Origin of the sequence: Micromonospora sp. LOL_021 (assembly GCF_048060215.1) — a bacterium.
Lineage (GTDB): Bacteria > Actinomycetota > Actinomycetes > Mycobacteriales > Micromonosporaceae > Micromonospora_E.
The window spans coordinates 1-26302 of record NZ_JBHMIN010000021.1 but is presented as its reverse complement, the minus strand read 5'-3'; the positions used below and the strand labels follow the sequence as shown (position 1 = coordinate 26302).

The following is a 26302-nucleotide window of genomic DNA, read 5'->3' as shown; positions in this document are numbered from 1 at the left end:
GGCGGCAGGCAGGATTGACCGACATGACGCAGACCGCCCCGACCCTGACCGACCTGCTGCCGCGCGGCGCGGACCCGGACGCCGTCTACGAGGCGTTCGCCGGCTGGGCGGCCGGCCGTGGCCTGGAGCTGTACCCGCACCAGGACGAGGCGCTGATCGAGATCGTCTCCGGGGCGAACGTCATCCTGAACACTCCGACCGGCTCCGGCAAGAGCCTGGTCGCCACCGGCGCGCACTTCGCGGCTCTGGCCGACGACCGGGTCACCTTCTACACCGCGCCGATCAAGGCGCTGGTGTCGGAGAAGTTCTTCGCGCTCTGCGAGATCTTCGGCGCGTCCGAGGTGGGGATGCTCACCGGTGACGCCAGCGTCAACGCCGACGCGCCGATCATCTGCTGCACCGCCGAGATCCTGGCCAACCTGGCGTTGCGCGACGGGTCCGCCGCCGACGTCGGCCAGGTGGTGATGGACGAGTTCCACTTCTACGCCGAGCCGGACCGGGGCTGGGCGTGGCAGGTGCCGCTGATCGAGCTGCCGCAGGCCCAGTTCGTGCTGATGTCGGCGACGCTCGGCGACGTGACCCGGTTCGTCGACGACCTGAGCCGGCGGACCGGACGGGCCACCGCCGTGGTCTCCTCGGCGCAGCGGCCGGTGCCGCTGATGTTCACCTACGCGACGACACCGCTGCACGAGACCCTGGAAGAGCTGCTCAGCACCCACCAGGCCCCGGTGTACGTGGTCCACTTCACCCAGGCGGCGGCGCTGGAACGGGCCCAGGCGCTGATGAGCATCAACGTGTGCACCCGGGCGGAGAAGGACGCGATCGCCGCGGCGATCGGCAACTTCCGGTTCTCCTCCGGCTTCGGACGCACCCTGTCCCGGCTGGTCCGCCACGGCATCGGGGTGCACCACGCCGGCATGCTGCCCAAGTACCGCCGACTGGTGGAGACCCTGGCCCAAGCCGGGCTGCTCAAGGTCATCTGCGGCACCGACACCCTCGGCGTCGGGATCAACGTGCCGATCCGCACGGTGCTGTTCACCGGCCTGTCCAAGTACGACGGGGTACGCACCCGGCTGCTCAAGGCCCGCGAGTTCCACCAGATCGCCGGGCGGGCCGGCCGGGCCGGGTTCGACACCCTGGGCACCGTGGTGGTGCAGGCCCCGGAGCACGTCATCGAGAACGAGAAGGCGCTCGCCAAGGCCGGCGACGACCCGAAGAAGCGGCGCAAGGTGGTCCGCAAGAAGCCGCCGGAGGGGTCGATCGGTTGGGGCAAACCGACCTTCGAACGGCTGGTCGAGGCCGAGCCGGAGCCGTTGACCTCCAGCTTCCGGGTCAGCCACGCGATGCTGCTCAACGTGATCAGCCGACCCGGCGACGCGTTCGCCGCGATGCGCCATCTGCTGACCGACAACCACGAGGACCGGGCGGCGCAGCGCCGGCACATCCGCCGGGCGATCGCCATCTACCGGGCGCTGCGGGCCGGCGGGGTGGTCGAGCAGTTGCCCGAGCCGGACGCCGAGGGCCGCCGGGTCCGGCTCACCGTGGACCTGCAACTCGACTTCGCACTCAACCAGCCGCTGTCGCCGTTCGCGCTGGCCGCGATCGAACTGCTCGACGTGGAGTCGCCGACGTACCCGCTCGACGTGCTGTCGATCATCGAGGCGACGCTGGACGACCCCCGGCAGATCCTCTCCGCGCAGCAGCACAAGGCCCGCGGCGAGGCGGTCGCGCAGATGAAGGCCGACGGCATCGAGTACGAGGCCCGCCTGGAACTGCTCGACGAGGTCACCCACCCGAAGCCGCTGGCCGAGCTGCTGGAGATGGCGTACGAGACGTACCGGCAGGGGCATCCGTGGGTGGCCGACTACGAGCTGGCGCCCAAGTCGGTGGTCCGCGACCTGTACGAGCGGGCGATGACCTTCGTCGAGTACGTCAACTTCTACGGGCTGTCCCGGTCGGAAGGCCTGGTGCTGCGGTACCTGGCCGACGCGTACCGGGCGCTGCGCCAGACGGTGCCCGACGACGCCAAGACCGAGGAGCTGATCGACCTCATCGAGTGGCTGGGCGAGCTGGTCCGCCAGGTCGACTCCAGCCTGATCGACGAGTGGGAGCGGCTACGCAACCCGACCGACGACCCCGAGGCCGCCGTGGTCGCCGACGACCGGCCACCGGCGGTCACCGGCAACCCGCGGGCGTTCCGGGTGCTGGTCCGCAACGCGCTGTTCCGCCGGGTGGAGCTGGCCGCGTTGCGCCGCTACGACGAGCTCGGCGAGCTGGACGCCGACTCCGGCTGGGACGCCGACGCCTGGGCCGACGCGCTGGAGCCCTACTTCGACGAGTACGACGAGATCGGCACCGGACCGGACGCCCGTGGACCGGCGCTGCTGCTGATCACGCAGGAGCGGGAGCGTTGGCTGGTCCGGCAGATCTTCGCCGACCCGGCCGAGGACCACGACTGGGGGATCAGCGCCGAGGTGGACCTCGCCGCCTCGGACGAGGCGGGCAGCGCGGTGCTGCACGTCACCGCCGTCGGTCAGCTCTGACCGTCCGTCGTCGGTCAGGTCTGACTGCCGTCGTCGGTTTCCCGCGCAGCCGCCGGCAGGTGGCTGTCCGGCCACAGGCCGGCGTACTCCAGCACCGACCTGACCCGGCGGGCCCGGACCGGATCCCAGCGGTCCAGGACCGCGATCGCCTTGGCGAACGGTTCGCACATGGCCGCAGCGCCGCACACCCGGCATTCGCCGACGCGGCTCGGCAGGTGGGTGGTGACGATGTCGCGGGCCCGGAGCACGACCGACTCGGTCGTGCTGCGGCGCGCCGACGGCGAGCGGTTCGGGTTCGGCCCGGTCAGTCGGCCGCGCGGCGGCGTACCGATCGAGGTGTACCGGGCCAGGCGCGGCGTTCCGCCGATGCCGTCGTTTCGCATTTCCGTTCCTCCTGGGTGGAATTGTCGCCCTGAGCGGGCCTCACTTGCTTCCACCCTGGACTGTTCGGACCGACCAGCGGAAGATGGTCGGCGACCGAGCGTAGCTGCCTGATGACTGGCACAAGATCAGATGGGCCAGTCGCGGCAAATTGAGGGATGTGAAGATATTGTGAGCGGGAGCGAGTATCTGGTAGGTGAGCTGCGGCGCGTCCGCGAAATGCTCGGCCTCACCCAGGAAGCATGGGGCGAGCGCATCCACTTTTCGACGTCGCACGTCGGCTCGATAGAACGCGGCGAACGGCCCGCACTGCCCGACTATCTGGGCGCGGTGGACCGGGCGTTCGGCACCGCGTTCGTGAAATTCTATCGCGAATTCGTCGTCGGTGAACGCGCCCCGGTCTGGTACCGACCGTTCATCGAGCAGGAGGGCAAGGCGACGCTCATCCGGGTCTTCCAGCCCCTCGCGCTGCCCGGACTGCTGCAGACCGAGGCGTACGCCCGGGCGGTGCTGCTCGCGTACGGCGAGCGGGGCGAGGCGATGGACGTCGCGTTGGCCACCCGGCTCGGCCGTAAGGAGATCCTCTACCGACAGCCCGACTCCTGCCAGCTGGTCGCGGTCATTGACGAGAGCGTCCTGCACCGGCGGGTCGGCGACCCGTGCGTGATGCACGAACAGTTGACGGCGGTGGTCGCCGCCTGCGAGCAGCCGAACATCAGGGTCCAGGTGGTGCCGGCCGACGCCGGGGCGTACCCCGGGCTGGACGGACCGTTCGTCATCGCCACCGTGGACGGCAGATCCGTCGGCTACCTGGAGGGGTACCTGCAGGGCCGGGTGATCGAAAATCCGGACGACGCGACCAGCCTTGAACGCACCTGGGAGAGCATCCGCGACTACGCTCTATCTGGCCCGCAGAGCCTAGATCTGATCATGAGGACGGCTGAGAGATGGACATAAGCACCGCGCCCCGGTGGCACAAGAGCACGCACAGCGACAGCACAAGCTGCGTGGAGGTCGCCGAGAACCTGCCCGGGCGGGTGCTGGTCCGGGACACCAAGGACCGCGACGGCGGCACCCTGACCTTCGCACCGGCCGCCTGGTCGGCCTTCCTCGACCTGGCGACGGCCGACCGGACGGACACACGTTAGCCGTGCTGCGCCGCGACCAGAGCTGAGTGATCACTTGCGCAAAATTCGGCCGACACGCCGGTAGCTGCCCTGCAGCACGTCAAGTGATCATGACGGTGACCTCACCGGGCCCGCCCGGCGATCGGGACGGACGCCTCGGCGGCAAGAACGGCGTCGGCCGGGCCCAGTGAGGTCACCAGCAACTCCCGATCGTCCGGCGCTGCCACTGAATTCGCGACGATGAACACCCCGTTGTGGACCCCCACGCGGACGGCCACGCCTCCCCACGACCGCACCAGGACCGCATGCGCGTCCGGCAGGGGAACCGTCCCCACGTACGCCTCGAACACCTCGGCGACGGTGAACCGATCACCCCCGCCCCCGGCGCCGGTGAATGCCTCGTGCTCGCCGTCGGCCAGGCGCTGCACGTACCAGCTGCCCGGTTTCACCCAGAGCCGCAACGCGCGGTCGTCACCAAGGTCGACGGTGTCCACGATGACGTGACCGGCGGGTGGCCGCCACGACTCAGCCGGCTCCGGCTCGTCGCGCGGCACCAGGCTGACGACCACAGCCAGCGCCAGCGCGACACCGGCGAGACCGGCGACGGTACGGATGTTGCCCCGGGTCGCCGAGCTGTCCATCTGTCGATACTGTCATCCGGCACTGGCTGGTGAAGACCCGTCAGGGCCGGCCCTCGGCACCGGCCGTCTCGGCCAGAAACGGGAGCATCAGCGCGACCACCTCGTCGGGGAACTGGGTGTGCGGGTAGTGGCCGGCTCCGTCGATCATCGCCACCGTACCCAGGCCGGCAGGCAGCGCCGCGACGATCGCCTCGCCCTCGGCACGCGGGTCGGCCCAGTCCGGGTCGATCGTCCCTTCGATGACCAGTACCCGGCAGCGGACGTTGCCGAGTTGCGCACCGGCGTCGGCCGGGCTGGACTGGCCCATCTTCTGCAGCACCTTCATCCGGCCGGGCTCGCGCAGGCGGGCCTCGGTCCTAGCCAGCTGCTCGGCCCAGTCGGCCGGCCGCTGCCCGGGGAAGGCGACGTCGAGGTAGCCGAGCCACTGTTTGACGCTGCCGAACATGCCCGCCCCCAGCAGCCGGCTCATGCCCTGCCGGTACCGCTTGACGCGCAGGTCACCGAGGCTGATCGACTGTTTGCGGGTGAACGGCGCGAGCTCGACCACGGCGGTGATCAGCTCGGGTGCGGTGGCGGCGGCGATGGTGGCCGCCCCGCCGGAGATCGAGTGCCCGACCAGCACGGCCGGGCCGCCCAGGTGCCGGATCAGCGCAACCAGGTCACCGGCGATGTCGGTACGGGAGTACGACGGCCAGCCGATGCTGGACTCGCCAGTGCCCCGCAGGTCGGTGGCGGCGACCCGGTAGCCGGCCGCGACCAGCTGCGCGACGACGAACCGGTACGCCGTGCGGCTCTCGCCCATGCCGGGCGCGAGGACCACGAGTGGGCCGTCGCCGGTGACCTCGTAGGCGATGCGCCCGCCGTCGAGGGACAGGTACGCGGTCATCGCAACCTCCAGGCTGACAGCTAAATTTGATAGCCCCAAAGCTAACGACATTAGCCAGCCCTGTCAACCGGCACCACATCACACGGTGCCGCACCGAGGCCAGCCGGCAGCCCACAAACGCGGCGCAGCGTGATCAAACGCTGGGCGCAGCGTCACTTCTCGATTAGAATGGGTGTACTAATCCGGCTCCTGACCTGGGAAGGAACGCCGTGATCGCACCCCCTCCTGCCACCGCTTCGACCCCCACCGCAGCACCGACCAACCCCGCCCCGGTTCCGTACGCGACTCTGCTCGGTTTCACCCGCTATGTCGGGCAATCCGGGCCGGCGAAGGCGTCCTTTGTCGGCGGGCTGCGCCGGCAGCGGGTCAGCCGTTCCGGGTTCAACCCGCACGGGCAGCTGGTCAAGGCGCTCAAGGCCGACATCCGGTTCCGCACCGGCGGCAGCCACCTGGCCGCCGTGGTCGGGCAGGTCGCGCAGCGCTGGCAGCCGCTGTACGCCACCCTCGTGCCCGGCGCGCAGCGCTACCTGGAGACGCTGGGAGACCTGAGCCAGGTGGAGCTGGCGCAGACCCACGACGCGCTCGGCATGGTCGGCAACCTCCCCGTCAAGATCAACCCCCACTTCGGCCTGCGGTACGCCGACGGGCACGCCGAAGCGGTCCGGATCCACTTCGACGACCAGCCACCGAGCCCCGACGCGTTCACCGCGACCCTGCACCTGATGGCCCGGCACATGGACCAGGTGCTGCCGCGTGCCGAGCCGGTCCTCGTCGACCTGCGGCGCGGCACCACCTTCCGACGTCCGGATGTCACCTCCCGCCCCGACCAGGTGGAGCGCTGGCTGGCCGGTGAGGCCGCCGCGTTCACCGCCATCTGGTCCACCGCCGGCTGAGCCGTCCGGCGCATCGCCTCTTGATGCGAGCGCAGGGTGCGCCGGGGGTACGCCGCCACGTGCGGCGTATCCTCGGCCACCGGTGAACCTGTGGACCGAACTTCGCGCCGGTGCCGTCCTGTTCGAGGACGACACCGCCCTGGTGCTGAACAAACCTCCCGGTGTCGCGGTGATGGGCGAACGGCACGGCACCGACCTGGCCCGCCTCGCCGAGGAGGCCGGTGAGCCGGTCTTCCCGGTGCACCGCATCGACAAGAACACCTCCGGGGCGATCCTGTTCGCCAAACAGCTGCGCCACCACGGCGACCTGACCCGGCAGTTCAACCGCCGTACCGTGGAAAAGGTCTATCTGGCTGTGGTGTCGGCCGCCGCCACCGATGCCGATGCCGCTCGCGCGCCGCTGCCCGACGTCGGCGTCGTCGACCTGCCGCTGAGCGTGGGCCGCAAGAACCGGGTCCGGGTCGCCGGCAACCGCGCCGACATCGGCTTCGACGCCGCCACCGCGCGCTGGTCGCTCGCCGCCGGGGCCGAGTTCGACCACGTCAAGAGCTATCCGTCGCAGAGCCGGATCACCGCCGTCACCGCCGGGTCCGACGGGGTCACCACCGGATCCGGTACGCCAGTAGCCGACGCCACGCACCGGCTGATCGCCGTCGCGCCGCTCACCGGCCGACGGCATCAGATCCGGGTGCACCTGGCCTGGATCGGGCACCCGATCGTCGGCGACCCGCTGTTCGACCGGGCCGCCGCCGCCAACGGGGTACGGACCCATCTGCACGCCTGGCGGCTCGGCTTCGACACCACAGCCGGCAAGCGGGTCGACGTGACAGCACCGCCGGACCCCGACTTCTGGCAGCCACTGCCCGCCGGCGCACCCACCGTCGCGGAGCTGGACGCGGCGTACCGGCGGCTCCGCGCCCAGACCTGACCCGGCGGTATTACGTGCTCGGGTCACGGCCACGAGGTAGGAGGCGGGCCGAATGCGCGCCGGCTCGCTCGCACAGCCAGAGCGGCGAGGGCGGCGTTGGCACCACCGCCGATCGCAGCCCCGATTCCGAACGGCGCCACCCGACCAAGAACGATGATTCCTTGCTTGGTCCCAAACTTCGTGACGAAGTTCCTGCCCAGGATCGCGTTGATCTGACGCAATGTCGAGACAGGCACCTTCGCGACGATCTGACGCCCCCAATGCTGCCCCGTGCGCTCGGCGACCTTGGTTATGGTGGCGGAGCCGCTCCCGCCGAGCATGATGCCCAGCACGATCGTCTGACGACGCTCAACCTCGTCGATGGCGACCCCGTGGATTTCAGCGACCGAGAGCGCAAAAAGAGCACTCATCTCGAGAGATGAGAGCGCCTCCCCGGCGGACAACGCCAGTGCGACTCCCGTGCCGGCACCCGGTGCAGCCGCCGCTCCCCCGACTGCCGCACCCGTTCCGGTCAATGCGCTGACATACATGCGCTCCAAATTGCGGATCACCTGTGCCGGTGTTGCTTGCGGGTTCCGCTGGCGGGCACGGACGATGTTCTTGCGTACCAGTGGGCTCTGCATGTCGATTGCCTTGTGCAGCAGGTCCAGGACCCGCGACGCAGGTAAGGCCGCTTCCGGTTCCGACCCGTCATGGACGCCAGCCGTCATGCGTTGGACTCCTCAGATCGCCACGTCACGGTCTGCCTCCAGGCACATCAGATGATCAACTTCCACGTGGGATCCCTGGGAGCCACAGTAACGGCGATGCTCGGCGAACGACAGACGCCCGACCTTCGTCCAAACCAGACAGGCGACCTTGCGATAGCTGTCACGTCTGATCATCATCACCGCAGGAACGGCACCGGCCGCCGAGTCGACCCGCCCGCGCGGCGTGACTTCGATTGGAGTCCCGGCGGGAGTGAGGTGTGCGTCCGAGTGTGATCATCTGACGAGATTTCGGTCCCGTAAGAGGATCACACTCGGACAGACACTGGTGCCCAACTGCTGATGGGCCGGACCGGTCAGGTCAGGCGGTGGTGGGGCGCTTGGTCGAGGCGACGAAACGGGACCAGGCCGACGGGGCGAAGGTGAGCGTCCCGCCGGCGCGGTCCTTGCTGTCCCGGACCAGGACCCGGTTGGGCAGGTTGTCGGCGACCTCGACGCAGGCGCCGCCGTTGCTGCTGCTACGGGTGGACGTGCGCCACGCCGGCTCGCTCATGCTCATCGATCACTCTCAGAATCAGGTCACGGGACTGGTCACAGGGCAGTGCCCGCGCGCAGATCATCTCCCAGGCGAGCACCAGATGCCGGAGCTTGTCGGCGGTCTCGCAGACCCGCCCCGCCATCTGGTCGTCAATGTACGCCGCCGTTGCGCCGTCCGGCAGGGTCGCCAACACGAACGCCCCGGCCAGCCCTGGATGCAGCCCGGCAGAGAACGGCAGGACGCGCACGTGCACGGTCTGCCGGTGGCCGATGTCGACCAGATGCTCCAGCTGGTCCTTCATCAGCGCCGAAGGGCCGACCCGCAGCGCGGCCTCGCCGATGATCGCGGTCAGCGGCACCGGGTGCGGGTGTGCCCGCTCCAGCGCCGCTGTCTGCCGCTCCATGCGCTCCCTGGTCATCTCCTCGATCTGCACCTCGGTGTGCGTGCCGGCGGAGATGACCTCCCGGGCGTACGCCTCGGTCTGCAGCAGCCCCGGGATCAGCGAATGCTCGAACCAGCGCAGCTGCACCGCCCGGGACTCGTTCAGCTTCCACGGGCGCATCCACGGGGCGACCGCCTCGCCGCGCGCCTGTTCGGCCAACCGGCGCAGCTCGTCGCCGGTGCCGAGCACCCGGTCCAGGTGCACCGCCAGGTCGTCGGGCGGCAGTGAGCGCCCCGTCTCGTAGTGGCCGATCTGCGATCCGGTCACGTGCACCTGTGAGCCGAGCGCGTCCTGTGACAGTCCGTTCTCGGTCCGCCGCAACCGCAGGACATGCCGAAACTCATTCACATTCGCCATCTGTTCCCCCACGCTGATGAAGTAGTGACCCTATTACCGCCACACATCTTCCTGGCCGGGCTACAGATAGTCCAGGGTGGAAGTCAGACCCGGAGGGAATGACCGGCAAGCGTTCCCTCCGGGACACCCGAATCGCACTCTCCACGTAGGGGGAACAGTGCCCAGGAACGACGGAATCGGCGGGACACCCCGGCTCGCCCGGTACACCTCGATCGGTACGCCACGCGACGTCGACCCGACCCCGAACCGGCCTTCGCTGCCGAAGCGGACCCCTGGGCAGATCGACCCGGACCGCGACTGGCCGTTCCAGCTCAACGGCGTCCAGCCACGCTCCGCCGCGCTGGAGGCGGCGATCCGACAGGCCAACGAGACCGCCCGTACCCATATCCCGAACCGGACCACCGGCGAGTGCCACCGGTGCGGCGGGGTGGTCGCGCCGTGCCGGCCGTCGCTGCGCGCCCTCGCCATCCTGGACCGGTGGGACCCGAGCTCGGCACGACGGGTCCGAGCGGTGCTGCAACTCTCCGGCCTGATGCCGGCCGGCTATCCGCACCCGCCTCAAGACGTCAACGACGAGTGATCCGTCGTCCGCGAAGACACCCGGGGTGCTCCGCTCCCCCGCTCGCCGCGACCGGTCCCATGGCGGTCCTCTCCCCAGCCCCCCGTCCGGGAGGGTCCGCCACGACGGCCGGTCCAGCGCGGCCGACCGGCCGCAGTCCCTGCCCGGGAAGCACCACCGAATGGGCGGGCGACGGAGCACCCCGGGCCATTCCCGACGTCCACACGGTCCCTGGCGCATCCATTTGAGGCTGAGATACCTATTCCACGCCGGACAACGTATCTCAGCCTCACATCGCGGAGCGGCAGGGCGGGGAAGCGGCGGGCAGAAAGCGACGGACAGCGCGCGGGGCAGTCGACGGCAGCGCCGTGGCCGGTTAAACTCACCGGCAGCGCGTCGGGGATCGCGCCGAGACTCGCCGGAAGGCTCGAAGCCCACCCCAGGTCCGAGGTTCGAGCGACGGACGCCGGAGCTCTGAATCCGCCCGTGCGAGTCCGGCGCAGAGCGAGGTTTCCCGTGAAGACGCTCCCCGACAACCCACACCTCGACCACCTGCGGCAACAAGCCAAGGAACTGCTGGCCGGGCTGCGTGACGTCGACCCGGCCGCGACCCTGGCCGACGCGGCGACCGGTCTGGGCAACTACATCTACGAGCAGGTCGAGGCGGCGTTGGCGGCGGGGACGACCGAGGAGCAGCGGTACGCCGACCGCAGCGTCCGGCACCTGCTGGCACACCTACCGACCCGTACCACCCTGGAGCGCCTGCTCGACGCGGTGGCCTGAACCAGGGACAGGTGGCCGGAAACCCAGGCGACCGGGCGCGCAGCGGCGGGTATCGTGGTCAACGCCATGAACCCGCCCTCCGCCGCGCGCTCCGCCCCTGAACTGCTGAAACTCCTCCCCGATTTGACGCTTCGCGACGAGCGGCGGCTGCGGCGGCGCCTCGACGGGGTGCGCAAGGTCCGCGATCCGCAGGCCCGGCAGGCGGCGCTCGACGAGATCGCGACAGCGGTCACGTCGGCCCGGCAGGCGGTGCAGCGGCGGCGGGATGCGGTGCCGCAGGTCAGCTACCCGGACGGGCTGCCGGTCAGCGAACGCGCCAGGGACATCGCGGAGGCGATCCGCGACCACCAGGTGGTGATCGTGGCCGGCGAGACCGGCTCGGGCAAAACCACCCAGATCCCGAAGATCTGCCTGGAGCTGGGTCGTGGGGTGCGCGGGCTGATCGGGCACACCCAGCCGCGCCGGCTGGCCGCCCGTACCGTCGCCGACCGGATCGCCGACGAGCTCGGCACCACGCTGGGCGACGTGGTCGGCTACAAGGTCCGGTTCAACGATCAGGTCGGCGGCCAGACCCTGGTCAAGCTGATGACCGACGGGATCCTGCTGGCCGAGCTGCAGCACGACAAGATGCTGCGCCAGTACGACACGTTGATCATCGACGAGGCGCACGAGCGCAGCCTGAACATCGACTTCATCCTCGGCTACCTCAAGCAACTGCTGCCCCGCCGCCCCGACCTGAAAGTGGTCATCACGTCGGCGACGATCGACCCGCAGCGCTTCGCCGACCATTTCAGCGAGCCGGGCCGGCCACCGGTGCCGGTGGTCGAGGTGTCCGGGCGTACCTATCCGGTGGAGGTCCGCTACCGGCCGCTGCTGCGGGAGACCGTCGACCCGGACGACCCCGACGCCACCCCGGGCACCGTGACGCTCGACCAGGTCGACGGGATCGGCGCGGCGGTCGAGGAGCTCGCCGCCGAGGGCCCCGGTGACATCCTGGTCTTCCTGAGCGGCGAGCGGGAGATCCGCGACGCCGCCGACGCGCTGGGCAAGCTGGTCGCCAACCGGCCCCGGCTGCGCGACACCGAGATCCTGCCGCTGTACGCCCGGTTGTCCGCCGCCGAGCAGCACCGGATCTTCCAGCCGCACCCGGGTCGGCGGGTGGTGCTGGCGACCAACGTCGCCGAGACGTCGCTGACCATGCCGGGCATCAAGTACGTCATCGACCCGGGTACGGCACGGATCTCCCGCTACAGTAACCGGCTCAAGGTGCAGCGGCTGCCGATCGAGCCGGTGTCGCAGGCGTCAGCCAACCAGCGTAAGGGCCGCTGCGGGCGTACCTCGGACGGCATCTGCATCCGGCTGTACGACGAGGCCGACTTCGAGTCGAGACCGGAATTCACCGATCCGGAGATCCTGCGGACCAACCTGGCCTCGGTGATCCTGCAGATGACGTCGATCGGGTTGGGCGACATCGCCGCCTTCCCGTTCGTCGAGCCGCCGGACCGCCGGCAAATCACCGACGGCGTCGCGCTGCTGCACGAGCTGGGTGCCATCGAGCCACCCGCACCGGGCATGCCGCCCCGGCTGACCCAGGTTGGCCGGCGGCTGGCGCAGCTGCCGGTGGACCCCCGGCTGGGCCGGATGGTCCTCGCCGCCGAGGGCAACGGCTGCGTCGACGAGGTCGGGGTGATCGCCGCCGCGTTGTCCATCCAGGACCCCCGGGAGCGGCCGGCGGAGCAGAAACCCCAGGCCGACCAGGCACACGCCCGGTTCGCCGATCCGGAATCCGACTTCGTCGCGCTGCTCAACCTGTGGCGCTACCTGCGGGAGCAGCAGCGGGAGCGGTCCGGCAGCGCGTTCCGGCGGATGTGTCGCGCCGAGTTCCTCAACTACCTGCGGGTCCGCGAATGGCAGGACATCCACAGTCAGATCCGGCAGGTGCTGCGGTCGATGAACGTACCGGTCGACCGGGGCGGGGAGCCGCCCGCGCCGGCCGCCGTACACCAGTCGCTGCTGGCCGGCCTGCTCTCGCACGTCGGGGTGAAGGATCCGGCCAAGCCGGAGTACCTGGGTGCCCGGGGGGCCAAGTTCGCGGTCTTCCCCGGCTCGGCGTTGGCCCGCAGACCGCCGCGCTGGGTAATGGCCGCCGAGCTGGTCGAGACGTCCCGGCTGTGGGCCCGCACGGTCGCCAAGATTGAACCGGAGTGGGTCGAGGCGCTCGCCGGTCACCTGGTGAAACGCTCGTACAGCGAGCCGCACTGGGAGAAGAAACAGGCGGCGGTGATGGCCTACGAGAAGGTCACCCTGTACGGCGTACCGCTGGTTGCCGGCCGCAAGGTGACCTTCGGTCGGGTCGATCCGGCGCTGAGCCGGGAGCTGTTCATCCGGCACGCCCTGGTCGAGGGCGACTGGCACACCCCGCACCGGTTCTTCCACGACAACCGGGCGCTGCTCGACGAGGTCGGCGAGCTGGAGGAACGGGTCCGCCGCCGGGACATCGTGGTCGACGACGAGACCCTGTTCGAGTTCTACGACCAGCGGCTGCCGGCCGAGGTGGTCTCCGGCCGGCACTTCGACTCCTGGTGGAAGAAGGCCCGCCGGGACCGGCCCGACCTGCTCACCTTCGACCGGGACATGCTGGTCAACCAGGGCAAGGGCCGCATCGACCCGGCGGACTTCCCCGACGAGTGGCACTCCGACGGGATGGCCCTGCCGCTGACGTACCGCTTCGAGCCCGGCGCCGGGACCGACGGGGTGACCGTCGACGTGCCGCTGGCGCTGCTCAACCAGGTGTCCGACGACAGCTTCGACTGGCACGTGCCCGGGTTGCGGGAGGAGCTGGTCGTGGCGCTGATCCGGTCGCTGCCGAAGCAGCTGCGCCGCAACTTCGTGCCGGTGCCGGACTTCGCCCGCGCGGTGCTGGCCGCCATCACGCCCGGTGCCGAGCCGCTGCTGGACGCGCTCGGCCGGGAGCTGCGCCGGCTGACCGGGGTGGTGGTGCCGCACGACGCCTGGGAGCTGACAAAGGTGCCGCCGCACCTGCGGGTCACCTTCCGGGTGGTCGACGAGAACGACAAGCCGCTGGCCGAGGGGAAGGACCTGGCCGCGCTGCGCCGCGAGCTGATTACCGAGGTACGCAAGGTGGTGGCGGCTGCCGCGCCGGACGTGGAGCGACGCGGGCTGCGCGACTGGACCATCGGCACACTGCCGCGCAGCGTCGAGCAGGACCGGGTCGGCTACCGGGTCACCGCGTACCCGGGTCTGGTCGACGAGGGTGCCAGCGTCGCGGTCCGGGTGTTCGACAGTGCCGCCGTCCGGGACCGGTCGATGTGGGCCGGTACCCGGCGGTTGCTGCTGCTCACCCTGCCGTCCCCGGCGAAGTTCGTCTCCGGCCGGCTGTCCAACCAGGACAAGTTGGCGTTGAGCCGCAACCCGTACCGCAACGTGGTGGAGCTGCTGGACGACTGCGCCGGGGCGGCGGTGGACCTGCTGATGACGCAGGCGGGCGGTCCGGCCTGGGACGCCGACGGCTTCGCCGCGCTGCGCGAGCAGGTCCGCGCCGGGCTGGTCGACGTCACGGTCGAGATCGTCTCCCGGGTACGCCAGGTGCTGGCGGCGGCGTACGCGGTGCAGCAGCGGCTCGGCCGTACCACCGATCTCGCGCTGGTGGCGGCGCTCACCGACGTCCGCGAGCAGCTCGCCGCCCTGGTCTATCCGGGGTTCGTGACCGCCACCGGGTACGCCCGGCTGGCGGACCTGCCGCGCTATCTGACCGCGATCGAACGCCGGTTGGAGAAGCTGCCGCAGAATCCGCGCCGGGACCGCGACCAGCAGGCCAGGATCGACACGGTACGCCGGGAGTACCAGCAGATGCTCGACGGGTTGCCGCCGGCCCGGCACAACACCGAAGCCGCCCGGCGGATCCGCTGGATGATCGAGGAGCTGCGGGTCAACGTGTTCGCCCAGGCGTTGGGTACCCCGTACCCGGTGTCGGAGCAGCGGATCTACCGGGTGATGGACGAGGCCGAGCAGGCCGAGTGAGCTGGTCAGTTCCGTTGCAGGGTGAGCACGGACAGTCCGGCGACGGCGTCGATGTCGTAGCGGTCGGTCGCGGCCGCCCAGCCGCTGCCGGTGAAGACGGCACCGGGGGCGATGCCGTCGTGGCTGCGGGTGTCGATGGTGGCGCTGGCTGCCCCGGAACCGAACCGGACCTGGGCCGGCGGCCCATCCGGGGCGTTGATCAGGAACTGGTTTGCGCCGCCGGTCATCCGCACCGGCAGGGTACCGTCCGGTGCGGGCAGGGACAGCTCGATGCGGGCCGCCCCGCCGACGATGTCCACTCCGCTCAGCTCGGCACCGGTCAGGTCGATCGTGTGTTCCGCGACACCGCCGGTGAGCCGCAACTGCCAGCGCACCGACGAGTGCAGCTCGATGTCGACGACACCGGGGCCGGACTGGTCGTTCGGCACCAGGTGCAGCTTGATCCGGTTGCCGTCGGCGATCACCCGTGGTTGCACGTCCGCGTCGATTGGGGTCCGGACCCGGTACAGGTCGCCGCCGAGGTCGGCGGCCCGGATGTTGACCGTCGTGGTACCACTGACCAGGTCGAACTCGGCCTGCTGTAGTTCGCCGAGCGGGCCGGTCACCAGGCGTTCGGTGGCAGGTTCCGGATCGACGGCGGCCGGGTCGACCACTGCGGGACCGTCGGCCGGCGGCGGCGAGTCGGCGACCGTGGTGTCCGATGTGGTCCGCAGCGCGTCGACGACGCCGGCCCCGACCAGCGCGGCGAGCACGAACAGTGTCACCAGCCCGGTGACGACCATCGCGAGTCGGCGCGGACCGCGACCGGTCGGCTCGGACATGGCGGGTTCCGGGTCGAAGAACGGTACCGCCGGGGTGACCGGTTCCGGTCGGTCCAGTTCCCGGGCCAGCCACGGCGGCGGCGGCAACAGGCGCGGCGGCGCGGTCACCGGCTCGTCGTGGTCGGTACCGCCGAGGTGGTGGTCGTCGTGGTCGGGACGGTCGATCTGTTCCGGCTGCTCGTCGTCCGGTTCGCGTGGCTGGCCGGGAGCGGGACCAGGCCAGACCGTATCGGGCCGCTGCACCGGGCCGAGTTCGATCGCGGCTGGTTCGCCCCCCTGTGCCGGTCGCTGCATGACTGCCCCTCCTCGGCGTTCGCGGGCACGGCGCACCGTTGTGCCCGTACAGCAGTACGCAGCCGGACGTTCGGCGGATCGATGCCGGTGCCGGAAAGTTTCGGATGCCGGCCGCAGCCTGACCTTGGGCTCAGCGGTCACTCATACTCGGTGGCAGGGCTCGCGTCCACCCCCGCCTACCCGGCGCGAGCCCGGAGGACAGTGATGCGCATTCAGGTCGAAACGAGCATCCCACCCGAATTGTCCGAACCGACCTGGCAGTTGTACACCACCGCGTTCGACGAACTCCGGGTCACCGCGGTCCAACGGCACGTGATGGACCGGGCCGAGTTCGACCAGGTGCTGAGCGACGCCCGGGTGCTGAAGTATCTGGGGCGCGACGACCGGTCCCCCGATCTGCTGACCGCGCTCGCCACCTTCACCAACGAGCTGGATTCGATGCCGCTGATCTCCCCGGACTACTTCGCCCACCGCTGGCCGGACCTGTACGCGCAGCGCCGGATCTGGTACATCGGCTTCTTCGCCGTCCATCCGCAGTACCGCAGCAGCGGCATCTTCGAGTCAGTGATCGCCGACATGTGGCAACGGGTGCAGGACAGCGAGGGTGTCGCGGCGCTGGACATCTGCCGCCGCAACGACCAGATCGGGCTGAGCCGGGCGATCCATCAGACCCTGGGGTCGTTGACCGAGGGGGCGCGGGCGACCCGGCTGGACGAGCAGACGTTCTGGCTCTACGAGTTGCCGCCGCGCCCCTGAACCTGCCCGGCAGCCGGCACCGCCGGCCCGTCCACCGGGTCGGCGGGCCGGCCTGCCCACTGTCGGGCGAACTCAGCCGGGCCGACCGGCTCTCCCCAGAGCCTGCCCTGCCCGAACAGCACGCCGAGGACGGCCAGCACGCCCTGCTGCAGCGGCGTCTCGACTCCCTCCGCGACCACGGTCAGGTGCAGGGCGCTACTCATCGCCACCACCGCCCGGACGATCTCCTCGTCCTTGGCGCTATGGCCGAGGCCGGCGACGAACGCCCGGTCCACCTTGACCCCGGTGACCGGATGCTTGCGCAGATAGCCCAGCGCGGAGAACCCGGTGCCGAAGTCGTCGACGACGATCCGGATCCCCCGCTGCCGCAGGTCCGCCAGAACCTGGCCGGTGACGCTGGTCGGGTCGATCATCACCGATTCGGTGATCTCCAGGACGACGGCGGAGGCCGGCACCCGGTGCCGGTCGAGCGCATCGTCCAACGCCCGGATCAGACCCGGGTCACGCAGCTGGCGGGGCGACACGTTGACCGACATCCAGAAATCCGCCGTCACCGTGCCGTCCGCCCGCCACTGCGACAGCTGCCGCAACGACCGGTCGAGCACCCACCGTCCGATCGGGCCGATCAGTCCGGTGTCCTCGGCGATCGGGATGAACACCGCCGGTGAGATGTTGCCCCGGACCGGATGTTCCCAGCGCAGCAGCGCCTCGGCGCCGATCAGGCTGCCGCTTTCCAAGTCGACGATCGGTTGGAAGGCGATCCGCAGATCGTCCTCGCTGAGCGCGATCCGCAGGGCCTGTTCGATCTCCACCCGCTCGCGGACCCGCTCGTGCATCGACGCGTCGAACATCACCCAGCGGCCGCGACCATCCGCCTTCGCCTGGTACATGGCCGTGTCCGCGTCACGCAGCAACGCGTCGGCGGTCACCGGCGGATCGTCGCCACCGCCACCATCGTCGAGCTGGGTCCCGGCGATCCCGACCGAGGCGGTGATCACCGCCTCGACCTGCCGGATCCGCAGCGGTTCGTGCACGCAGTCGATGATCCGGTCGGCCAGCGCCACGGCCTGCGCGCGGCTGCCCAACTGGACCACGACGAACTCGTCCCCGCCGACCCGGGCGACCGTCGCCGCGGCCGGCAGCGCCGCCCGCAGTCGGGCCGCCACCTGGGCGATCAGCTGATCACCGGCGTGGTGACCCCACGAGTCGTTGACCAGCTTGAACCCGTCGAGGTCGAGGAAGAACACCCAGACCCCGGCGTCCGCTGGCCGACCGGCGGTGAGCAGCCGGCGCACCTCGGCGGCGAGCATCAACCGGTTCGGCAGGCCGGTCAGTGGGTCGTGGGTGGCGCGGTGCTCGTAGCGGCGTTGCGCGGCGGCGTACCCCTGGACGGCGGAGACCGCCCGCATCATCAGCAGCACCACCATGGCGGCACCGCCTACGCCGAGCACCAGCCGGTCGGCCGTCGATCGCCCGGAGACGAAGACGGTGAGCACGAACGGCGCGGCCAGCGCCGGGCCGATCAGCAGCAGCCGCTGCCACGACCAGGCCTGCACCGGCAGCCGGGCCGCCTGGCCGAGGTCGACCACGGAGGGGTGCAGGGCGGCGGCGCCGATCAGCAGGAAGCCGAGCATGAAGGGCAGATCCAGCAGCCGGGATCCGGTGAGCTGACCGGAGACTCCGATGATGGCGTACAGCACGTCGCCGACCACCAGCAGACTCATGGAGGCGACCAGCAGCAGGTAGCTCGGCCGCCGTACGGCGGTGGTGAAGGCCAGGCTGACCAGCAGCAGGATCAGGATCACGTCGAAGATCGGATACAGCGCGGCGAGGGCGGAGACCAGGGCCGGCCGGTCGGTGATGCTGCCCGCCGGCACCGCCAGCAGCAGTACGGAGCACAGCGCCGCACCGATGAAGACGATCAGACCGTCGATCACCGCGTGTGACGGCAGCCGGCCCCGGGTGCGCAGCAGCCCGGCCAGGCCGAGCAGCATGAACAGGTAACCCGGCACGGTGGCGGCGTCGGCGGTCAATGCGTACGGCCCGTCCTGCTCGACCGCCCACGGCCGGGCCAGCGCCCCGGTGAGGAAGCACACGCAGGCGACGGCGAGCAGCCGCCAGGCCCAGCGGGGCTGGGCCCGGTGCCAACGGGGGCCCAGGGTCACGGCGAGCGCGCCACCGACCCCGGCGACGGTGAAGGCCGGTCCGGCGATCAGCGGCGTGTCGAACGCCGCGTAGAGCGCAGCGGCGACGACACCGAACGCCAGGAACACCAGTGCCGGCAACGACGACGACAAGGCCCGTCCCGTCCCCGGCGCCGCGGGTCGCGTCACAATGGCCCCTGCGCACATGTCATTCACCGGCTGATTCGTCGAACAGGCCGACACCATACCAAGGTGACGGGGCAGTCAGCCTGGTCAGGCCGGGCCTGCCACGGCGGGGCGATTGGTCGCGACTGATGGTCACCACGGCGATGCCGGCCAATCGTCCACTTGGCGTATGGCGCGGGTGGATATCGCCGGTTTGACGTGCGAAGTCGGTGGATATGTTGGCCCGGTGCCTGCCACCCCTCCCTCGCCGGGCCGGCTGCCGTCGCTGACCGGACTGCGGTTCGCCGCGGCGCTGCTGGTCTTCGGCGTGCACGCCTACTCGTTCATCCCGTTGGCTGACCCGCAGGACGATCGGATCGCCGGCGTCCTGTTCAACGGCGGTGACCTGGGCGTCTCGTTCTTCTTTGTGCTGTCCGGCTTCGTCCTCACCTGGTCGGTCCGCCCTGGTTACCGGCCGGGCCGGTTCTGGTGGGGACGCCTGGCGCGGGTCTACCCGGCCCATCTGGTCGCCCTGTTACCGGCCGTCGTCGGCATGGTGCTGACGGCACGGCTGCCGGACATCTGGCCGCGGCTGCTGGCCTTCTCGGTGCCGCTGGCGCAGGCCTGGCATCCGTCGGACGTGTACTACCTGGGCATCAATCCGGTCACCTGGTCGCTATCCTGCGAGATGGCGTTCTACCTGGCGTTCCCCCTGCTGTACGCGGCACTGCGCCGGCTCGGCACGACGGCGCTGCGGGTCGCCGCCGTCGCCCTGCCGGCCGCCGTCTGGCTGATGCCGGTGGTGGCCGATCTGCTGATCGCGGCGGAACACCGCCGCTGGTTCGTCTACATCTTCCCGCCGGTACGGATGCTGGAGTTTCTGCTCGGCATCGTGCTGGCACTGCTGGTGCGGCGGGGCGCCTGGCGGGGGCCGGGACTACCGGTGGCCACCGCCCTGTGGGTGGCGAACTACCTCGCCGTCGAGTGGCTGCCGGCGCAGACCCGCGACACCGCGGCGACGATCGTGACGATCGGCCTGCTGGTCCCGGCGGCGGCACTGGCCGACCTGCACGGCCGGCCGTCCTGGTGGCGGCACCGAGTCGCGGTCCACCTGGGCGAGGTGTCGTACGCGTTCTTCCTGCTGCATCTGGTGGTGATCGTGACCGTGATGCACCTCGTCGGCCGGGACCGGGAGTGGACCAACGGGCAGGCGGTCGGGTTGACTCTGGCGTTCCTGGTCGGGTCCTACCTGTTGGCGGTGCCGCTGCACCGGTGGGTCGAGCTGCCGGCGATGCGTCGACTCAGGCCGACTCCGCCGGCAACTCCGCCCGGACCACCGGAACCGCCGACGCGGGACCGGCGGCAGACCGGGCCGGATCACCGGCAGGACGCTCTCACCGGTTGACTACGCTCGCCGACGAGGCGGGACCGCCCGCCGACGGGAGGCACCATGGACATGCCAGTGGGTGGGTTCGACGCACAGCTCGGCGTGCGGGCCGAAGAGATCTCCGCGGAGCGGGTGGAGCTGCGGCTGCCGGTGACCCCGGCGCTGCACCAGCTGTTCGGGATCGTGCACGGCGGGGTGTACTGCGCGCTGGTGGAGAGCGCGGCGAGCATCGGCGCGGCGACCTGGCTCGGTGACGAGGGCCGGGTGGTGGGGGTGGCCAATCAGACCGACTTCCTGAAGGCGGTCTCCGGCGGGGAACTGTTCGCCGTCGGTACTGCGGTCCACCGCGGCTACAGCCAACAGCTGTGGCAGGTTCACATCACCGACGGTGACGGACAACTGGTCGCCCGGGGTCAGGTGCGGCTGCAGAACCTCCGGCCGGGGGGCGGCCGCCGCTCCTGACACCGCCCGCTGCCCGCCCGGGCACCACAGCCCGCCCGTTGCCGCGGCGATCCGGCGAACCGGGCAGCTCTCCGGTCCGTACACACTGGCAGGAGGCGATGAGACATGGGCATCATGGTCAACCCTGCACGCCGTGACACGACCGGTTCCGACCTCTACATCCTGCGCGGTCTGCTGTGGTGCGGTGACCGCCTGTTGATTCCGGCCAGCACCGACGACGGCACCCGCCACTATGCCTGCCCCGACACGGAATGTGACCGTTCCCTGATCAACGCCGAGGAGATCGAACAGCAAGTGTGGCAGCGGTACGTACAGTTGAACGCCGACGCCGCCGACGTGGTCAGTCGCGACCAGCGGCGGGCGGCGCTGGTCGGCGTACTGGCCCGGGTCACCGTCGGCACCAGCCTGGTGGGGCTGGACTACGGCTGGCGGGACTGACCGCCGCCAGGACCGGCACTCACCACCCGAACCGGCCGGTCACAGCACGAACGCTCGGTCACAGCACGAACGCGTCGGTCCACAGCTGCCCGGACCGGCCGGTCAACGCGCCCAGCAACGCGACCGCCTGGCCGTCGGTGAGTGAGGCGACGTAGTCGACGATCGCCCGACCCTGAGCGGCTGCGACCAGGCCGTCCACCCGACCGCGGCCCGGGGTGCCGCTCGCCCCGTCCATGGCGCCCGTGCCGGTGGTCGCCGCCAGCTCCGCCTCGGCCAGCTCGACCAGGTCGTGCAGTCGGCGGGGCAGCCGCCCCTGCTCGTCCGGGTCGGTCACCCAGGCGTGCAGCGCGTCGACCAGGGTGGCCAGCAGATCGGCCTGACCGCGCTGATGCAGCGCCAGGTCCGGCCGGGCGAGGACGAACCGGTGGTGCACGAACTTGAGCACCTGCACCTCGTGCCACTGGGCGGTGGCCAGCAGCACGTGGCCGGAGCGTACCGGTGGGTCGGCGGTGACGCCGATCGCGCCGACCAGCCGCCGGGTCCACCGCGCGGAGAACGTGCTGATGCTCTCCTCCGCTTCGATCGACCCGTCGAACGGCACCATCAGCAGGCCGTCCACCAGCTCCTGACGGACGTGTTCGACGGCGGCGGCGAACGCCTCGTCGGAGGCGATCCAGCTGTCCTTGCGGTGCAGCTGGCGGCGGAGCCGCTCGATGGACCGGCCGGGGCGGTGCGCGCTGGCGGTGATCTCCGCGTCGGCGAGCTCCCGCAGCTCGGCGGCGGAGCGCTGCCAGGTGACGAGTTCACCGGCGACCGGGCCCTGCTGCAGTACGCCGACCCGGTGGAAGTCCTCCACGTCGTGGATGGCGTACGCGATGTCGTCGGCGGTGTCCATTATCGACGCTTCGACGGTCTGCTGCCACGGCTCGATCACCCCGGCGAACGGTGCCCGGGCCTGCCGCAGGTCGGCCGCCTCGGTGGTGTAGGCGCCGAACTTGACCGACCCGACCGCCGGATCGTCGGGCGCGACCGCGGCACCCCGCGGCGCCGGGCGCAGCAGGCTCGGATGCGGCTGCGGATAGGTGCGCCGGGTCCACGGGTACTTGAGCATGGCGGCCCGCACCGCCGCGGTCAGGTCCAGACCGACGGCCGCCTCGCCCCGGATCTCGGTGCTGGTGACGATCCGGTAGGACTGGGCGTTTCCCTCGAAACCGTCCGGCAGACCGAGCCGGTGCCGGGCCACCCGGTCCAGCACCCGTTCACCGAGATGCCCGAACGGCGGGTGGCCGAGGTCGTGGGCGAGCGCCGCCGCCTCGACCACGTCCGGGTCGCAGCCGCCGAGCTCGTCGAGCAGGGTCCGGTGCCGTTCGTCGGCCGTCAGTCGCTCGGCGACGGCCCGGCCCACCTGGGCCACCTTGAGGCTGTGGGTGAGCCGGTTGTGCACCAGCAGGCCGGAGCCGCCCGGGCTGATCACCTGGGTCACGCCGCCGAGCCGGGCGAAGAACGGTGAGGAAACGATCCGGTCCCGGTCGGCCCGGAACGGACTCGCCGCCAGATCGCTGGCGGCGGCGGCCCGTCGGCCGAACAGGCGGCGGGCGCGGCGGTCCCCGGCCGGCGGGGTGGCCGACCGGACTGCTGCTGGTGCCGGGTCCACCAGCAGACGCTAACCCGGCACCGGTGCCGTACCTGGTCCGGGGTGGCATTTCGGCGCTGTCGAAGGAACATTCACCAGTTTCCAACAAAGGAATGGCTTGAGCTGATTGGTCCGGCGTCGTAAGGTTCCGCTTCAGCAAGGTCATCCACCTTGCCGGGCCGTTCCTGCGGTCCTGCTCGGCTCGCGCACCAGAAACCGCCGCAGGGGAATACTCGATGCGCCGTGCTCGAACTCCGACGGAGTTGACGCTGACCGAGGAGTTCTTCCTGGTTGCGCTCGACGACAGCACCGGCCGGCCGACGGTCGGCCGGGATCTGCTCGGTGCCGGGCTCGCCGGCACCGCGATCGTCACGCTGATCCTCGCCGGTCGTGCCGAGGTCCGCGACGGCCTGCTGGTCCCGGTCGACGGGCTGCCGCTCGGTGACCCGGTCGCCGACCCGCTGCTGGCCGAGCTGCGGCTGGAACAACGCCAACCGGTGCCGGACTGGATCGCGTTGATGCGACCAGGACTGCCCGGGGTGGTCGCCGAGGACCTGGAGACGCTCGGCGTGCTGCGCACCGAACTGGTCCGCCATCCGGTGACCCGCCGGATGACGACCCGGTTCCCGGCGATGGATCCGGTCCGCGCGGTCGGCCCCCGGGTCCGGCTCGGCCACGCCCTCGGCCGGGTCGTCGCGGTGGACGCCCGGACCGCCGCGCTGGCCCAGATCGTCCGCGCCACCGGCACCGAAGGCTGGTTCGTGACCATGTACGGGGCGACGGTGCGTCGGCAACTGGCGGCCATCGCGAGCCGGCTCGACCCGCAGCTGACGGCGGTGGTCGACGCGATCAACCACCCGGTGCCACGGTCCCGGCTGGCGGTGCGGCTGTGGCCGCAGCGGGACACGTCGATCGCCTGGTGACCTGCGCCGTCGACCGGGTCGCGTGGTGGCGCGACACCGACTGCCGGTAGCCGGCAGAATGCTCCCCGGACCACCCACCGTGGTCCCCGGCACCGGCAGTACGACGGGTGCCGGGCCAGGCATCGGGCCGGGCGGGAGCACCCCCGCCCGGCAGCCGGGGAGTTGGAGCGGGGCACGCGACGTGACCACAGCGATTGATCAGCGGATCGCCGAAGAACTGGGAGTACGGGCCGGGCAGGTAGCGTCCGCCGTCGAACTGCTCGACGGCGGCGCGACGGTGCCGTTCATCGCCCGGTACCGCAAGGAAGCCACCGGCATGCTCGACGACGCGCAGCTGCGTACCTTGGAGGAGCGGCTGCGCTACCTGCGCGAGCTGGACGAGCGCCGCGACGCGATCCTGGAGTCGATCCGCAGCCAGGGCAAGCTCGACGAGGCGCTGACCGCGCAGATCATGGCGGCCGACTCGAAGGCCCGGCTGGAGGACATCTACCTGCCGTACAAGCCGAAGCGGCGGACCAAGGCACAGATCGCCCGCGAGGCGGGCCTGGAGCCGCTCGCCGATCTGCTGCTCGGCGACCCGACCCAGGATCCACGGGCGGTTGCCGCCGGCTACGTCGACGCCGACAAGGGTGTGGCCGACGCGGCGGCGGCGCTCGACGGCGCGCGGGCGATCCTGGTGGAACGCTTCGCCGAGGACGCCGACCTGATCGGTGGGCTGCGGGAGCGGATGTGGTCGCGGGGGCGGCTCACCTCCCGGGTACGCGAGGGCCGGCAGACCGAGGGGGCCAAGTTCGCCGACTACTTCGACTTCGCCGAGCCGTTCACCAGGCTGCCGTCACACCGGGTGCTGGCCATGTTCCGGGGGGAGAAGGAACAGGTCCTCGACCTGACCATGGAGCCGGAGGAGGTGCCGGCCGATGCCGTCGCCGGGCCGAGCAGCTACGAACCGATCATCGCCGGCCGGTTCGGCATCAGCGACCAGGGCCGGCCGGCGGACAAGTGGCTGGCCGACACGGTCCGCTGGGCGTGGCGTACCCGGATCCTGATCCACCTCGGCGCCGACCTGCGGATGCGGCTGTGGCAGGCGGCCGAGGACGAGGCGGTCCGGGTGTTCGCCGCCAACCTGCGGGACCTGCTGCTGGCCGCGCCGGCCGGCAGCCGGGCCACGATGGGTCTGGACCCGGGCGTACGCACCGGGGTGAAGGTGGCCGTGGTCGACGCCACCGGCAAGGTGGTGGCCACCGAGACGGTCTACCCGCACGAGCCGCGCCGGCAGTGGGACGCCTCCATCGACACGCTGGCGAAGTTGGCCGCCGCGCACCGGGTGGACCTGGTGGCGATCGGCAACGGCACCGCGTCGCGGGAGACCGACAAACTGGTCGCCGACCTGATGGCCCGGAACCCCGGGTTGAAGCTGACCAAGGTGATGGTCTCCGAGGCCGGCGCGTCGGTCTACTCGGCCTCGGCGTACGCCTCCCAGGAGCTGCCGGACCTCGACGTGTCGTTGCGGGGCGCGGTCTCCATCGCCCGCCGGCTGCAGGACCCGCTCGCCGAGCTGGTCAAGATCGACCCTCGGTCGATCGGCGTCGGGCAGTACCAGCACGACATCTCCGAGACGAAGCTGTCCCGGTCGCTCGACGCCGTGGTCGAGGACTGCGTCAACGGGGTCGGGGTGGACGTGAACACCGCGTCGGCGCCGCTGCTGACCCGGGTCTCCGGCATCGGTGCCGGGTTGGCCGAGAACATCGTGCTGCACCGCGACACGCACGGGCCGTTCCGGTCCCGGGAGGCGCTGCGGACCGTGCCCCGGCTGGGGCCGAAAGCGTTCGAACAGTGCGCCGGCTTCCTGCGCATCCGCGACGGCGACGACCCGCTCGACTCGTCCAGTGTGCACCCGGAGGCGTACCCGGTGGTCCGTCGGATCCTCGCCGACACCGGCAGCGACCTGCGGACGTTGATCGGTGACACGAAGACGCTGCGCCGGATCCGGCCGGAGAAGTTCGTCGACGCCGTGTTCGGTCTGCCGACGGTCACCGACATCCTCGCCGAGCTGGAGAAGCCGGGCCGCGACCCGCGACCGGCGTTCCGTACCGCCACCTTCGCCGACGGTGTGGAGACCCTGGCCGACCTGCGGCCCGGCATGGTGCTGGAGGGCGTGGTGACCAACGTGGCCGCGTTCGGCGCGTTCGTTGACGTCGGGGTGCACCAGGACGGTCTGGTGCACGTGTCGGCGATGTCGAAGACGTTCGTCAAGGATCCGCGCGACGTGGCCAAGCCCGGTGACATCGTCCGGGTGAAGGTGCTCGATGTGGACGTCGCCCGCAAACGGATCTCGTTGACGCTGCGGCTGGGCGACGAGCCGGGTGCCGGCCGCGCACCGAGTCAGCGCGACGGCCGTCGGCCGCAGCCAGCTCATCGGCGACCGCCCCGGTTCCGTCCGGCGAGTTGTCGTC

The 26302-nt window shown here is 70.9% G+C and carries 23 protein-coding genes; 14 read left to right on the top strand and 9 right to left on the bottom strand.

Translation table 11 applies throughout. The features are described 5' to 3' along the window. The first annotated feature begins 23 nt into the window (after positions 1 to 23). On the top strand, positions 24 to 2543 hold the full coding sequence (locus ACFHWT_RS15720) for a DEAD/DEAH box helicase (RefSeq protein WP_416595344.1): 2520 nt from the start codon (positions 24 to 26) through the stop codon (positions 2541 to 2543). A gap of 14 nt (positions 2544 to 2557) precedes the next feature. Here ACFHWT_RS15720 and ACFHWT_RS15715 read toward each other — a convergent pair whose 3' ends face one another. Then, entirely contained in the window at positions 2558 to 2926 is a 369-nt protein-coding gene (locus ACFHWT_RS15715; RefSeq protein WP_416595343.1) for a hypothetical protein, read from the bottom strand. Between the two features lie 169 nt (positions 2927 to 3095). Here ACFHWT_RS15715 and ACFHWT_RS15710 point away from each other — a divergent pair, with 169 nt between their 5' ends. Together ACFHWT_RS15710 and ACFHWT_RS15705 are read left to right on the top strand one after the other, a co-directional pair. Continuing rightward, positions 3096 to 3881, top strand: a complete 786-nt coding sequence (locus ACFHWT_RS15710) for a helix-turn-helix domain-containing protein (protein ID WP_416595342.1) — start codon at positions 3096 to 3098, stop codon at positions 3879 to 3881. Next, positions 3872 to 4072, top strand: coding sequence for a DUF397 domain-containing protein (locus ACFHWT_RS15705; RefSeq protein WP_416595341.1), 201 nt, complete (start codon positions 3872 to 3874; stop codon positions 4070 to 4072). Before ACFHWT_RS15710 ends, ACFHWT_RS15705 begins: the two co-directional genes overlap by 10 nt. A 101-nt stretch (positions 4073 to 4173) precedes the next feature. Here ACFHWT_RS15705 and ACFHWT_RS15700 read toward each other — a convergent pair whose 3' ends face one another. Further along, the gene (locus ACFHWT_RS15700) at positions 4174 to 4692 is read right to left on the bottom strand and encodes a hypothetical protein (RefSeq protein ID WP_416595340.1); all 519 of its coding nucleotides are present in this window, start codon (positions 4690 to 4692) and stop codon (positions 4174 to 4176) included. A 40-nt stretch (positions 4693 to 4732) separates the two neighbouring features. Continuing rightward, complete coding sequence (locus ACFHWT_RS15695; RefSeq protein ID WP_416595339.1) at positions 4733 to 5578, bottom strand: alpha/beta fold hydrolase; 846 nt, start codon at positions 5576 to 5578, stop codon at positions 4733 to 4735. A 212-nt stretch (positions 5579 to 5790) separates the two neighbouring features. Between ACFHWT_RS15695 and ACFHWT_RS15690 the strand changes: the two genes are divergently transcribed. After that, the gene (locus ACFHWT_RS15690) at positions 5791 to 6471 is read left to right on the top strand and encodes a hypothetical protein (RefSeq protein WP_416595430.1); all 681 of its coding nucleotides are present in this window, start codon (positions 5791 to 5793) and stop codon (positions 6469 to 6471) included. A gap of 82 nt (positions 6472 to 6553) precedes the next feature. After that, positions 6554 to 7399 (top strand): RluA family pseudouridine synthase, encoded by an 846-nt coding sequence (locus tag ACFHWT_RS15685; RefSeq protein ID WP_416595338.1) that lies wholly within the window; start codon positions 6554 to 6556, stop codon positions 7397 to 7399. Positions 7400 to 7422: 23 nt separating this feature from the next. On the opposite strand, the gene ACFHWT_RS15680 is transcribed toward ACFHWT_RS15685, so the two are convergent. The 3 genes from ACFHWT_RS15680 to ACFHWT_RS15670 all read right to left on the bottom strand — a co-directional run bounded on the left by ACFHWT_RS15680 (position 7423) and on the right by ACFHWT_RS15670 (position 9443). After that, positions 7423 to 8109, bottom strand: coding sequence for a hypothetical protein (locus ACFHWT_RS15680; RefSeq protein ID WP_416595337.1), 687 nt, complete (start codon positions 8107 to 8109; stop codon positions 7423 to 7425). Between the two features lie 358 nt (positions 8110 to 8467). Continuing rightward, positions 8468 to 8665: a DUF397 domain-containing protein gene (locus tag ACFHWT_RS15675; RefSeq protein ID WP_416595336.1), complete on the bottom strand. Its 198-nt coding sequence runs from the start codon at positions 8663 to 8665 to the stop codon at positions 8468 to 8470. Next, positions 8625 to 9443 (bottom strand): helix-turn-helix domain-containing protein, encoded by an 819-nt coding sequence (locus tag ACFHWT_RS15670; RefSeq protein ID WP_416595335.1) that lies wholly within the window; start codon positions 9441 to 9443, stop codon positions 8625 to 8627. Before ACFHWT_RS15670 ends, ACFHWT_RS15675 begins: the two co-directional genes overlap by 41 nt. Positions 9444 to 9600: 157 nt before the next feature. Here ACFHWT_RS15670 and ACFHWT_RS15665 point away from each other — a divergent pair, with 157 nt between their 5' ends. The 3 genes from ACFHWT_RS15665 (at position 9601) to hrpA (ending at position 14826) form a co-directional block, all read left to right on the top strand. After that, positions 9601 to 10023, top strand: coding sequence for a hypothetical protein (locus ACFHWT_RS15665; RefSeq protein ID WP_416595334.1), 423 nt, complete (start codon positions 9601 to 9603; stop codon positions 10021 to 10023). 495 nt (positions 10024 to 10518) lie between these two features. Continuing rightward, positions 10519 to 10785 (top strand): hypothetical protein, encoded by a 267-nt coding sequence (locus tag ACFHWT_RS15660; protein ID WP_416595333.1) that lies wholly within the window; start codon positions 10519 to 10521, stop codon positions 10783 to 10785. 66 nt (positions 10786 to 10851) lie between these two features. Further along, a complete protein-coding gene (gene hrpA, locus ACFHWT_RS15655; protein WP_416595332.1) occupies positions 10852 to 14826 on the top strand; it encodes an ATP-dependent RNA helicase HrpA in 3975 nt (1324 codons plus the stop codon). A 5-nt stretch (positions 14827 to 14831) separates the two neighbouring features. Here hrpA and ACFHWT_RS15650 read toward each other — a convergent pair whose 3' ends face one another. Further along, a complete protein-coding gene (locus ACFHWT_RS15650; protein WP_416595331.1) occupies positions 14832 to 15941 on the bottom strand; it encodes a hypothetical protein in 1110 nt (369 codons plus the stop codon). A 204-nt stretch (positions 15942 to 16145) separates the two neighbouring features. On the opposite strand from ACFHWT_RS15650, the gene ACFHWT_RS15645 reads away from it, so the two are divergent. After that, positions 16146 to 16697, top strand: a complete 552-nt coding sequence (locus ACFHWT_RS15645; RefSeq protein WP_416595330.1) for a hypothetical protein — start codon at positions 16146 to 16148, stop codon at positions 16695 to 16697. Here the strand turns inward: ACFHWT_RS15645 and ACFHWT_RS15640 are convergent. Then, complete coding sequence (locus ACFHWT_RS15640; RefSeq protein ID WP_416595329.1) at positions 16673 to 18994, bottom strand: putative bifunctional diguanylate cyclase/phosphodiesterase; 2322 nt, start codon at positions 18992 to 18994, stop codon at positions 16673 to 16675. The genes ACFHWT_RS15645 and ACFHWT_RS15640 overlap by 25 nt on opposite strands. Before the next feature lie 259 nt (positions 18995 to 19253). Between ACFHWT_RS15640 and ACFHWT_RS15635 the strand changes: the two genes are divergently transcribed. The 3 genes from ACFHWT_RS15635 (at position 19254) to ACFHWT_RS15625 (ending at position 21293) form a co-directional block, all read left to right on the top strand. After that, on the top strand, positions 19254 to 20411 hold the full coding sequence (locus tag ACFHWT_RS15635) for an acyltransferase family protein (RefSeq protein ID WP_416595328.1): 1158 nt from the start codon (positions 19254 to 19256) through the stop codon (positions 20409 to 20411). A gap of 45 nt (positions 20412 to 20456) precedes the next feature. Next, on the top strand, positions 20457 to 20855 hold the full coding sequence (locus tag ACFHWT_RS15630; protein ID WP_416595327.1) for a PaaI family thioesterase: 399 nt from the start codon (positions 20457 to 20459) through the stop codon (positions 20853 to 20855). 105 nt (positions 20856 to 20960) lie between these two features. Further along, a complete protein-coding gene (locus ACFHWT_RS15625; protein ID WP_281554388.1) occupies positions 20961 to 21293 on the top strand; it encodes a zinc ribbon domain-containing protein in 333 nt (110 codons plus the stop codon). 58 nt (positions 21294 to 21351) lie between these two features. Here the strand turns inward: ACFHWT_RS15625 and ACFHWT_RS15620 are convergent, their stop codons facing one another. Continuing rightward, on the bottom strand, positions 21352 to 22947 hold the full coding sequence (locus ACFHWT_RS15620; RefSeq protein ID WP_416595326.1) for a deoxyguanosinetriphosphate triphosphohydrolase family protein: 1596 nt from the start codon (positions 22945 to 22947) through the stop codon (positions 21352 to 21354). A gap of 215 nt (positions 22948 to 23162) precedes the next feature. Between ACFHWT_RS15620 and ACFHWT_RS15615 the strand changes: the two genes are divergently transcribed. Both ACFHWT_RS15615 and ACFHWT_RS15610 read left to right on the top strand, forming a co-directional pair. Further along, positions 23163 to 23849, top strand: coding sequence for a GOLPH3/VPS74 family protein (locus tag ACFHWT_RS15615; RefSeq protein ID WP_416595325.1), 687 nt, complete (start codon positions 23163 to 23165; stop codon positions 23847 to 23849). A gap of 181 nt (positions 23850 to 24030) precedes the next feature. Then, the coding region (locus tag ACFHWT_RS15610) for a Tex family protein (protein ID WP_416595324.1) at positions 24031 to 26302 on the top strand (2272 nt) is incomplete at its 3' end.